The 11,165-nt window shown below is 46.7% G+C and carries 9 protein-coding genes; 7 read left to right on the top strand and 2 right to left on the bottom strand.

The window, feature by feature from the left end; genetic code table 11:
* Positions 1 to 191: 191 nt before the first annotated feature.
* Both QUB06_RS32745 and hpsJ-B read right to left on the bottom strand, forming a co-directional pair.
* Positions 192 to 1,109: a glycosyltransferase family 2 protein gene (locus tag QUB06_RS32745; RefSeq protein WP_333438816.1), complete on the bottom strand. Its 918-nt coding sequence runs from the start codon at positions 1,107 to 1,109 to the stop codon at positions 192 to 194.
* A gap of 86 nt (positions 1,110 to 1,195) precedes the next feature.
* Positions 1,196 to 2,026 (bottom strand): hormogonium polysaccharide biosynthesis protein HpsJ, encoded by an 831-nt coding sequence (gene hpsJ-B / locus QUB06_RS32740; RefSeq protein WP_333438815.1) that lies wholly within the window; start codon positions 2,024 to 2,026, stop codon positions 1,196 to 1,198.
* Between the two features lie 792 nt (positions 2,027 to 2,818).
* Between hpsJ-B and rfaE2 the strand changes: the two genes are divergently transcribed.
* From rfaE2 to QUB06_RS32705, 7 genes are all read left to right on the top strand, one after another.
* On the top strand, positions 2,819 to 3,313 hold the full coding sequence (rfaE2, locus tag QUB06_RS32735) for a D-glycero-beta-D-manno-heptose 1-phosphate adenylyltransferase (protein WP_445251445.1): 495 nt from the start codon (positions 2,819 to 2,821) through the stop codon (positions 3,311 to 3,313).
* Between the two features lie 142 nt (positions 3,314 to 3,455).
* Positions 3,456 to 4,325, top strand: a complete 870-nt coding sequence (locus tag QUB06_RS32730; protein ID WP_333438813.1) for an STAS domain-containing protein — start codon at positions 3,456 to 3,458, stop codon at positions 4,323 to 4,325.
* Between the two features lie 56 nt (positions 4,326 to 4,381).
* A complete protein-coding gene (locus QUB06_RS32725; RefSeq protein ID WP_333438812.1) occupies positions 4,382 to 4,759 on the top strand; it encodes an STAS domain-containing protein in 378 nt (125 codons plus the stop codon).
* 264 nt (positions 4,760 to 5,023) lie between these two features.
* Complete coding sequence (locus QUB06_RS32720) at positions 5,024 to 5,422, top strand: anti-sigma regulatory factor (RefSeq protein ID WP_333131149.1); 399 nt, start codon at positions 5,024 to 5,026, stop codon at positions 5,420 to 5,422.
* 210 nt (positions 5,423 to 5,632) lie between these two features.
* Positions 5,633 to 6,652, top strand: a complete 1,020-nt coding sequence (locus QUB06_RS32715) for an ATP-binding SpoIIE family protein phosphatase (RefSeq protein WP_333438811.1) — start codon at positions 5,633 to 5,635, stop codon at positions 6,650 to 6,652.
* Positions 6,649 to 8,208, top strand: coding sequence for an ATP-binding protein (locus tag QUB06_RS32710; protein ID WP_333438810.1), 1,560 nt, complete (start codon positions 6,649 to 6,651; stop codon positions 8,206 to 8,208). The genes QUB06_RS32715 and QUB06_RS32710 overlap by 4 nt, the downstream gene beginning before the upstream one ends.
* A gap of 591 nt (positions 8,209 to 8,799) precedes the next feature.
* Positions 8,800 to 10,272, top strand: coding sequence for an MBOAT family protein (locus QUB06_RS32705; RefSeq protein ID WP_333438809.1), 1,473 nt, complete (start codon positions 8,800 to 8,802; stop codon positions 10,270 to 10,272).
* Positions 10,273 to 11,165 lie beyond the last annotated feature (893 nt).

The raw sequence follows: 11,165 nt of genomic DNA, 5'->3' as shown, positions 1-11,165 counted from the left end.
ATTGATATTTTGACATATTTTTTCAATTTTTTTGACTGATTTAGCTATTGATTTAGCATACCAAGTAAGGAAGAACCGGATATAATAACTCTTCTAAATACTTAGGCTACCCATCGAGTCCGATCGGCGGGTAACTGCGAGGGTACAAGTTCCAAATACTACCGCTAGGCGAGCGTACCTCTTACCAATTTTTAATTTCGAGTATCGGAAGCGCCAAGATTATAAGAAACTTTTGACGGCTCAACTGTTACTACTTCCGAAAGAGATTGTTCAGCAGCTACCTCTAACTTTGGCAGTGGTAGATGCTTCATTTCCCAAACTTTCAGCAAAATTAGATATTCATAAAAAGCTTGAAGCGTGCACCAAGCCAATCCTGCTTGGCCGTCAAGAAATCCGCCGAGTAAAATATACATATAGAAAAAGCGCACCACAGGCCGCAAAGGCAAGCGCAAAGAAAAATCTTTCAAAGCGCGACGCCTTTCCACCTCCGACGCGCCAAACAATAAATCCCACCAATTTACTTGACCCGCTTCTAATTGACGGAGAGTTTCAGCCGCCTCGTCAGTCGAGTATCGGTTGTGCTTTTCAATCCAGCGGGAAAGACCTTTGCTGCAAGTATAGTGAGGGTAAGTTTCCTTCAAAAAGTGAGTAGGCCCGTTGCAGACTTCCCGTTCAGTGTGACCGTAGTCAGTAAACCACACTCGGTCTTTGCGAAAGAGACGCATTTGGTAACGGGGATATTGAGTGCTGCGGCGAATCCAGCGCTCCATAAATATTACTTTTTCAGCTACGTAATAGCCGATATATTCTTGACTTTCGATCGCCTTTAAGCATTCAGCAAACAGTGCAGGCGTCATCCGCTCGTCAGCTTCGAGGATGTAAACCCATTCGTACTTGCACGGGACTTCTTGGAGCATCCAAGTCCGCTGGCGTCCGTGAGTTTCAAAGCGGTGCTGCACTGTTTGCACGGCATAGTTCTGAACAATCTCAAGGGTGCGATCGGTGCTGAAAGAATCAACTACAATGATATCGTCACAAAGCAGTGCCGATTCAATGCAAGCGGCGATATCAATCTCTTCGTTGTAAGTCAGAATATAAATTGAGAACATTCCCAGCTTTCAGTAAGGGCAAACTATTGGGTAAACAAACTATTTCTCAGGGATGTCTCGACCAGCGCGATCCCTGCCAGCGCTGATCAATTTTTGCGGCGGCCGAACCGCAAAATTCCCATACTTCTCAATCCCGTCCAACCAACAGTAATGTAGCCTATCGCTAACAGCAAACTGGTGATTCCCGTCTGCCAACTCGAATTTCTCGATCGAGTTCTTAACTCTTTCTCTTTTTGTTGCTTGCGGGTGCGAATCTCGTTACGAGCTTGAGTGGGAAGTGATTGAGCTTGCTGTTCCAGGAACTTGTCGAGGGCTTTCGGGTCATTTTTCGACTCCTCAAGCACAGCTTTCAATTCCTTGGGAACCTCTGGACTCTTTAGTGCTTGTTGCAGCTTCCCGTCGTCTTCCAGCAGCGCCCCTATCTGGGTGCGACGCTGGCTTTTGAGCTGTTCTACCTGAGCTTTAAATTGAGGGCTTTTAAGTTGTGCCTCAAGTTGACCTTCCGCTTGTCCCGCTTCTTGATCGACTTGAGCCAAAGCATCCTTGAGTTCCAAACGAGTATTGTTGAGGTGAACGGGAACCAGAGATAGGTAAACTAGACCTAACAAGCTGGAAATCAACAGCGCCCAGAATCGCAAGTCCAGCCAAACGTTGCGTCGCTCAATAGAGACTCCACTGCTGCTGTCAACCCAAAAGCCAGTCATCAGGAGGGCGATACCGATCAAAGGAATAATCCCCTTGTCAACTATCTGAGTTGCAGCAGTCAACTGCCAGCCTCGATTGAGAAGGTCTGAAGTTTCTCCCGGCAGCGACAGAACAATGCAGTCAAGCAAAGCAGAGAGAATCAAGATAATCCCGACTACTTTGAGAGTTCGAGCAGCTACTGAAGAAAATTGACGGCTATTACTTGCTTTCATAATTCGTGTTAGATAATTCTACACCGTTAGATTCAAGGGGGTAGTTGAGTGGATTTTGTTGAACGAGTTAAGCTATTTTCCACCAAAATAGCTGCTTCGGGTACCGACCTCGACTTTCCTCTGAGTTTTCACAAGCTGCGGTTGCGACCCAAAAGGTCGAGTTTCTGCACAGCTATATAGAGTTGGACACAGGAGGCTGCGCGCTTCTGGGGTGGCTGTAAGGCTTGGTCAAGATAGCGCCCAGAAACTGCTGCAAGCAACTGCTGGCTTCTTCTATAGTCTGGCGAATCCAGCGTAAAGATGAGCTCTGCACGCTTAGGTTTCAGATTTTAACTAGCTTTCGCTCGCGCGGCCGTGCCAGAAATAATAGACACAGGAGGAGCGCGTTTCGCTGGGTTTCACCCCCTAGGGTTCTCACTACCCGATCGCCTGCCCGATGCGGTGGAACTAAATCCCTTGTCTTATAGTAATTGATATAAGAGAGGGCGGGAATAAATAATTGTTTACCAACCTTTTTAACCTCCAGTTACCAACAGCAGGATACGGCAGTCACCGATAGACGAGTAGCTGTTTTTGACGGAGGAATTATGTTTTGCATATCTGCTTCGCACTCGGTAGTTTTCCCTTATCCATTATGGGTTAAAAGTTACCATTTAATAATTAATTGTTACTCAAATAAATATTAATTATTAGGATATTGAATGATTGATTTTTTAATATCGAAAGTGCAAACATCACATTTTTTGGTAGGATAATTTTGATCGATGTTCAAATTTGGTGGTAATGACTGCAATGATTTCTGATGTTTACACGTTGAGAGAACTGGAAAGATCGATCGCATCCGATCCGGACAAGTGGCGTCCGATCGTGTTTACTAACGGGTGCTTCGATATCCTGCACTGCGGTCACGTCCGCTATTTGCAGGCGGCAAAAAATTTGGGGCGATCGCTCGTGGTGGGCTTGAATAGCGACGCCAGCGTGCAAGCTATCAAACCGCAGCAGCCGGGATTGCCACCCCGCCCGATCGTACCGGAAAATCAGCGAGCCGAAGTGTTAGCAGCCCTCAAACCAGTAGACGCCGTAGTAATTTTTTCCGAAATTACAGCAACTAAACTGATAAATATCCTGAAGCCTGATATATACGTTAAAGGAGGCGACTATAAACTGGAAACTCTGCCGGAAGCACCGGCAGTTATCGCCGAAGGCGGCAAGATTTCCTTGATCGAAATAGAAGTTCCGAGTTCTACCAGTGCGATCGTCAAACGCATTTTACAATTAGGTACTTAACCCTCGATCGCAAACAGCAAACAGTGAGCTAAACTCAGAAGTTGCTCCATCAAAAAACACGCTTGGTACGCGCGTGCAAAGCTATCCCGTAGGGAATCGCTCGTACAACTTCATCCCAATTGCTAAGCAGGAGATAATTTTAATGGAACTCACAAGCAATAACACGATCGCGGAAATCCTACAAAGACACAAAGCAGAGTTACTAGCAGACTGGCTCAAAGAACTGCAAAATACCGGGCTGCGGCGGGACGACTTGATGAGAGCCAAAGAATTGCGCTCCGAGTGTCAAGAGTTCCTGCAATTGCTCCACATTGCAGTCGGGAACGGTAACTTTAGCGACATCCAGACACCCGAATGGGAAAATATGCGGGTGCTGCTAGCAGAAGTTTCGCGATCGCGCGTTCAGAGAGGCTTTACTCCCTCAGAGATAGCGAGTTTCATTTTATGCTTCAAAAAGCCATTGTTCGATCGGCTTTGTCATGAACTGACAGAAAACCGCGACGCACTTGTCGAACAACTTTGGCTTTCCACCAGTTTATTAGACCAGCTTGGCCTTTGGGTGACAGAAATTTTTCTCAAAGCTCGCGAAGAAGTCATCGAACGCCAGCAGCAAGAAATGCTCGAATTGTCAACACCCGTAGTCAAACTTTGGCAAGGCATTCTCGCTTTACCCATGATCGGGACTCTCGACAGCGCCCGCACTCAAATAGTCATGGAAACTCTGTTGCAGGAAATCATGGAAAGCGGCTCAGAATTTGCGATTTTAGACATTACAGGCGTGCCGACTGTTGACACTTTAGTTGCTCAACATTTATTAAAAACTGTAGCAGCCGCCCGTTTAATGGGTACTGAGTGCATCATCAGTGGCATTCGCCCGCAAATAGCTCAAACCATAGTTCACTTAGGAGTTGACTTGCAGGATATTCTCACAAAAGCTACTTTAGCAGATGCTTTTAAAGTCGCGTTGCAGCGCCAAGGTTTAACTATAAAAAATCTTAAAGAGGAAAGATAAATATATTACATTTTTGACGAAAAAACTCAACCAAACATTTAAAAATAGGTGAATTTGTGGAACGAATACCGATACTTCAAATGGGAGAATTTCTGCTAGTAACAATTCAAGTAGATATGCACGATCGCTTAGCAATGACCCTGCAAGATGACCTGACGAACCGCATCGTCAAAACAGGTGTCAAAGGTGTGTTAATAGAAATTTCTTCTCTCGAAATTGTTGATTCTTTTATCGGTCGCATTATCAACAATATCGCTAGTATGTCGCGAATTTTAGATGCGGAAACAGTTGTGGTCGGGATGCAGCCAGCGGTGGCTATTACGCTCGTTGAGTTGGGGCTTTCCCTGACAGGAGTTCGCACAGCTTTAAGTGTTGAAAAGGGCATGATTTTGTTGAGAAAATCCTTGGGTTTCTCTCTTGACGAGCAACCGTAAGCATTCGATTAATTGTCCCAAGACTGAGGCACAGGGAGTAAAAAAACCTAGTTTGTTTGTAGATCCCTTGTTGACAAACTGAAGATTTATGAGGATAGGGCTTACGCACTCAAGAGGGTTAAATCAAGGGTTTAAGATTGCTTCACTATCTTCTCTATGGAGAGAAAATAGTAGTAAGTGCGTAAGTCCTATTAGAAGAAACTAAGTTGATGAGCGTCAGTCCTATATTTTGGGGAGAAGTTCTATTTTGGTACAGTAGCCGCCATGTCAAAACGTGAGACACTAGAAATCCGATCGTCATCCGATATAGTCCACGTCCGACAGCAAGTGCGAGCTTGGGCTGTAGCAATGGGATTCGGTTTATTAGACCAAACGAAAATCGTTACCGCAGCCAGCGAACTCGCCCGCAATACTGTAGAGTACGGCAAAGGGGGAACTGTAACTCTCGAAACGCTGCAACTAGGCACCCGCAAAGGGCTGAGGCTGATATTTGAAGACAAGGGCCCGGGAATTCCAGACATCGAATTGGCAATGACTGACGGTTATACTTCTAATCACGGTTTGGGTTTGGGGCTGAGTGGTTCCAAGCGGTTGATGCACGAATTTGAGATTGTTTCCAAAGTGGGTAAGGGGACTAAAATTGCGATCGTCCGCTGGCGCTGAAGAAGTAATAGGATTTGAGAGTTGAGATTTTAGATTAAAGCATTGGGAATGACTGAGGACGATCGGGGTTTGGAGGTTGCGTATAGTTGTATTATTTTTTTAATTGGTATAAAGAGTAACCAGCAAAGCCAAGAAGTGATTCTTGGAATCCCACACCATACCCGCAGATGGTTGGCCTATGGAGGATTCCATTATGAGAACTGATAACAAATGATAGATGCCGTAGCCTTGCCCGTAACAGAAGAAAGTCAAGTCGGAGAAGCGCGGCGAATCGCAGTCGCCCTGGCGGCCGAAGTCGGATTTAACGAGACCGATCGCGGTAAAGTGGCAATTGTTACCACCGAAGCAGCAAAAAACCTGGTCAAGCACGCCCGCGAAGGAGAACTTTTGCTGCGAACATTAAAAACAGCGGCAGGATATAGCATTGAAATAGTAGCGCTAGACCGGGGGCAGGGCATGGCAAATGTCGCGCTGTGTATGCGGGACGGTTTTTCTACAGCGGGAAGCCCTGGAACTGGATTGGGGGCAATTAAACGCCTCTCTACTTTTTTTGATATTCATTCTGTACCCAAACTGGGGACAGCCTTATTAATGCGGCTGGAACCGACCCAAAATAGCCGGGAAGCCGTCCAAAACAGCAATTACTTGGAATTTGGGGTTATCCACTTGCCGAAAGTAGGAGAGCAAATTTGCGGGGATTCGTGGGCGACAGAAAATCACCTTGACAAAAACCTGATTTTAGTTGCAGACGGGCTCGGCTACGGGGATTTGGCCGAGGAAGCGTCTCGCGAAGCAGTGCGGGTATTTCAAGAAAACGCCAAACTCGGGCCGAAAGCAATTTTAGAGAAGGCGCACACTGCTTTAAAAAATACCAGAGGAGCGGCTGCGGCGATCGCCCAAATCGCTCCTACCCAACAAACAATTTGTTTTGCCGGAATTGGCAACATCAGCGGTGTAGTTGTCACAGATAACCAAAGCCGCAGCATGGTTTCCTACAACGGCACAGTTGGACATATGATGCGAAAAGTAGCAGAATTTGTCTATCCTTGGTCGCAGCAGTCCCTACTCATCATGCACTCCGACGGTTTGGCGGCGCAGTGGAATTTAAACCGCTACCCGGGTTTAGCCTCCAGACATCCTGCTTTAATCGCAGCCGTGCTCTACCGGGACTTCAAACGCACTCGCGATGACATGACAGTTATAGTAGCCAAGGTGAGAGAAGCAGCGTGAGTTACCCAATCCTGACGACGGAAGTCCGCTTTGAACAAGACATCGTACAAGTACGCCAAAGAGCTCGCCAAATTGCTAAAGGGCTGGGATTCGATTCCCAAGTACAAACCCGCATCGCCACAGCAGTTTCCGAAATTGCCCGCAATGCTTTCAAATATGCAGGCGGTGGCAAAGTAGAATTCATTGTGGAAGGGGAATCGCCCCAACTTTTTCGGACTCGGATTTCCGACACGGGGCCGGGAATTGCTGATTTACCGGCTGTGTTAAGCCCTAATTTTCGATCGCAAACCGGCGCGGGACTCGGTTTAGCAGCAGCCAAACGGTTGATGGACGAAGTGCAAATCGACTCGGCGCCCGATCGCGGAACGGCTGTACAATTAATTAAACAGTTTTCCAAACATATGGCCGCGCTGAGTGCGATCGAACTAAATCAATTAGTTGACAAACTAGCGCGCCAAATTCCCGAAGATCCCTACGCCGAAATTCAGCAGCAAAATCAAGAATTACTACGCACTTTAGACGAACTCCGCCAGCGTCAAGAAGAACTCGTACAATTAAATCAACAACTAGAAGATACCAATCGCGGAGTTCTGGCACTTTACGCTGAATTGAACGACAAAGCCGAATCTCTCCGGCGGGCCAGCGAACTCAAAACCAGCTTTCTCTCCAATATGAGCCACGAGTTTCGCACTCCGCTAACGGCAATTATGAGCCTTTCTGAAATATTATTAAATCGCCTCGACGGAGAACTTTCAGACGAACAGGACAAGCAAGTAAATTACATTTACAAATCCGCCGAGTCTCTCGCAGAACTTGTCAACGACTCGTTAGATTTAGCCAAAGTGGAAGCCGGAAAACTAACTGTTCGCGTGGCTGATTTTGAAGTCGAAGATTTGTTCAGTGCGCTGCGAGGAATGATGCGCCCCCTGCTTCCCCAAAACTCTGCCGTTTCTATAATTTTTGAAGATCCTCTCGAACTTCCCATCCTTACAACCGACGAGGGAAAAGTTTCTCAGATTTTGCGAAATCTGATTTCTAATGCCCTCAAATTTACCGAAGCAGGTGAAGTTCGAGTTGCTGCGGAAATGGGAGAGGAGGGAACAGTTACTTTTTCAGTAGCAGATACGGGCATCGGCATTGCCCCAGCCGATCAAAGGCGGATTTTTGAAGAATTTGTCCAACTCGAAAACCCCTTGCAGAAGGGCGTCAAAGGCACGGGATTGGGATTGTCTCTGTGCAAAAAACTGGCGGAATTTCTAGGGGGAAGCATTGAAATCACAAGTTCACCCGGAGTTGGTTCGACTTTTTTTGTCACACTGCCGATTCTGTATCCTGGAGAGGAAGAAAACCCTTTGGAAATGTCCCCTGCTAAGGGAGATGAAATATCGCTAGCAAGCGCAAATTCTCGTAGCTTGCGGGGTTCCGGGCGATCGCCAGCGGCGGATTCAGCAGCCAAAGTTTTGAGTGGCGAGGATGAAGATAGTTTTTCGGTATTTGCTGAAAGACTTGCTGGCAAAAATTCATTGTACTGCGATATAGGTCGCCAACGGTGGTGAAGGTTGGGTTCGGCTGCTCTTTGAGCAACCGCAAGCAATTTTTATCGACATTGTGATACCGGATCTGACCGAATTTGAGGTTTTGGAAGGGTTGAAGTGCGATCGAACTACTTGTCAAATACCTGCTATCGTGATGAATTCAAAACATTTTGGGTTACATCACTTTTTTGCTGTGCGGGATGCTAGCACTGCACGGTGAAAAATATTATTCCGATGCAAAGGGAAACGATATCAGGAATTGCAGCTTTTGAGGACTGCAGTCGGATGCTGCGAACTTAATTATATTTTTTCAGGAAATTTTATATAGTTCGTAAGAGAGTTAATTTATGATAGGCAAAATTTATTTAATTGGCAACAGCATTTAACCTTTGTGCTGTAAAATGTAGCAGTTCTCAGTTGCCGACTATACAGTAGGGACTTACCGAGTGCCTGTTTTCGTGGCGGCGATCGGCTAAAATCCATGATAAATCTCGTTCTTAGCAAAGTCTGGATTATTAAAAACAATGCAACTTTAGGCAAGTCCAAACCCATACCAAATAAGCCATTCTCAATTCTTAAATCGAAAATCTAAAATCCAAAATCTAAAATGGTATGACTTTTATCTCCCTTCAATATGGCCTGTTTCTGTTAGTTTTGTTCGCGGCTTACTGGTTGGTTCCGCTGCGGTGGTGGCGGCTGTTCATCATGCTGGCGGGTAGTTTAATTTTTTACGCTTCGCTGCAAATTTGGTACATTCCTCTGCTGTTAGTCGGTGCTTTGTTTAATTACTGCTTGGCGATGGCGATTGGGGAACCTCTGGATTGGCGGATTGCTAATGAATCTTGGAACCGCCGCCGTTTGTTGCTGCTGTGGATAGGAATTTGCCTGAATGTGTTGCTGCTTCTGGGCTTTAAGTATGTGCCTTTTTTATTGAGTTCGATCGGCACTTTGTTCAATTGGCCTGTAGCTATCGACGGGGCTGACTGGGTGAAAAGTCACGTCATTGCACCCCTGGGATTGAGTTTCTTTTGCTTTGAGTGCATTGCTTATTTGATTGACGTGTACCGAGGCGCGCCTGCTGCTACTTCGCTGCTGCACTTTGCTGCTTACAAGTTGTTTTTTCCAAAACTGATTTCCGGCCCGATTACTCGGTATCACAACTTGATCTATCAACTGAAAACCCAACAATTTCCGACGCCCGATCGCATTTCTGAGGGACTTTGGACGATCGCCTTTGGTGCAGTAAAAAAAGGTCTTTTCGCAGATAACTTGGGAATTTATGTCGATTTAAGCTTTACCAACTTGCAGCGGGCGGGTAGCGAGGATTTATGGCTGGCGATTTTTGCTTACGGGCTGCAACTTTATCTCGATTTTAGTGGCTATGTGGACATGGCGCGCGGTACTGCTTTGCTGCTGGGTTGGTATTTGCCACCAAATTTTGATTTCCCTTATTTTAGTGCCAGCATAGCTGATTTTTGGCGGCGCTGGCACATGACTTTAGGCGATTGGCTACGCAATTATTTGTATTTTCCTTTGGGCGGTTCGCGAGTCGGTTTGTGGCGCACTTGTCTGAATTTGTCCATCGTCATGTTAATTGCGGGAATTTGGCACGGGGCCGCTTGGGGATTTATTGTGTGGGGGGGTTTACACGGTTTAGCTTTGGCGGTTCACAGGCTGACTGATGTGCTGTTTAAGCGGTTGCGGAGCGAGTTTTTGTGGGAAAATCCGATCGGTATTGCGATCGGTTGGCTGTTGACTCAGGCGATGGTTTTTGGTAGTTGGATATTTTTCCGCCTTCCCGATTTAAAGGATTCGGGATGGGTGATTTCGCATTTGTGGGGACACGCTGCTGACGTGCAGTTTGCTGAGAAAGTTTATAGCGAAGCTTTGGGTTTGGAAAGAGTGCATTTAACTTGGATGTTGGCAGCTTTGGCTGTGGCGATGCTGGGGAATTATGCGTTGAGTCGGGGTTTGAAATTGGAGTTAAATTGGCCGCTGAAATTGGTGTTAGTGCCGCTTTGTTTGTATGCGGTTTGGGTGTTGGCTCCCGAAGGGGGTTTGCCTTATATTTATTTTGATTTTTAGGGTATTATTTAATTCGCCGTAGGGTGCAGCGCACCCTACAACTACATTGATGTGCGCCGAAGTGATTCCCAGTTACCTATTAGTGTCAACTTAAGTTTTTAGTTCGGCAGTCCTCCAGGGCTGTTTCGGGGCAACCACGGGGGGATTGCCCCTACGGAAAACCGGGATTTTGTAGGGGCGGTGCCCCCGTGCCCGCCCCCACCCACAGATGATTTTATGGGCATTTCAGGCATCGGGGCAACCACGGGGGGATTGCCCCTACAAGAGAATGAAACAGCCCGGCCAGATACATTTAACCCGGTAAATCCAGGATTGCGCCTCGATCTACTGTGTATGGCAGATCAGGCATCGCTTTTAGCGAGCCCTGATCGGGAGGTATCTCTCAAAGCTTTCAACAAAATATTGAAAGCGCTATTCAATGCGTTACGCTTTTGGGAGCTGAGCCGTTACTGTTTCGGCGCAACCACGGGGGGATTGCCCCTACGGAAAACCGGGATTTTGTAGGGGCGGTGCCCCCGTGCCCGCCCCCACCCACAGATGATTTTATGGGCATTTCAGGCATCGGGGCAACCACGGGGGGATTGCCCCTACAAGAGAATGAAACAGCCCGGCCAGTCCTTCCGCTCACCCAACAGTCCGCCAGGGAATGAATTCCCTGTCTCATAGCTAAAGTCCTCTCAAAGAGGACTGAAGAACTTATTAGTCCTCATAGCGAGGAATTTCGTTTTGAGGCTCTTGTTTCAATCGCTGCCGGACTAAGGGTTTAACGTGTTTGTTGACATCAATGCCCGCTACCCTAAAACTCACAGTCAACATTCAACAGTCAACAGTCAACAGTCAACAGTCAACAGTCAACAGTCAACAGTCAACAGTCAACAGTCAACAGTCAACAG

The sequence above is a fragment of the Microcoleus sp. D2_18a_D3 genome (assembly GCF_036702455.1).
Classification (GTDB): domain Bacteria; phylum Cyanobacteriota; class Cyanobacteriia; order Cyanobacteriales; family Microcoleaceae; genus Microcoleus.
This window is presented reverse-complemented; position numbering and strand designations above follow the sequence as displayed.

Coding starts and splice junctions, on each gene's coding strand:
- QUB06_RS32730 (WP_333438813.1), top strand. CDS start 3,456: ATGGAACTCACAAGCAATAACACGATCGCGGAAATCCTACAAAGACAC.
- QUB06_RS32720 (WP_333131149.1), top strand. CDS start 5,024: ATGTCAAAACGTGAGACACTAGAAATCCGATCGTCATCCGATATAGTC.
- QUB06_RS32715 (WP_333438811.1), top strand. CDS start 5,633: ATGATAGATGCCGTAGCCTTGCCCGTAACAGAAGAAAGTCAAGTCGGA.
- hpsJ-B (WP_333438815.1), bottom strand. CDS start 2,026: ATGAAAGCAAGTAATAGCCGTCAATTTTCTTCAGTAGCTGCTCGAACT.
- rfaE2 (WP_445251445.1), top strand. CDS start 2,819: ATGATTTCTGATGTTTACACGTTGAGAGAACTGGAAAGATCGATCGCA.
- QUB06_RS32745 (WP_333438816.1), bottom strand. CDS start 1,109: ATGTTCTCAATTTATATTCTGACTTACAACGAAGAGATTGATATCGCC.
- QUB06_RS32705 (WP_333438809.1), top strand. CDS start 8,800: ATGACTTTTATCTCCCTTCAATATGGCCTGTTTCTGTTAGTTTTGTTC.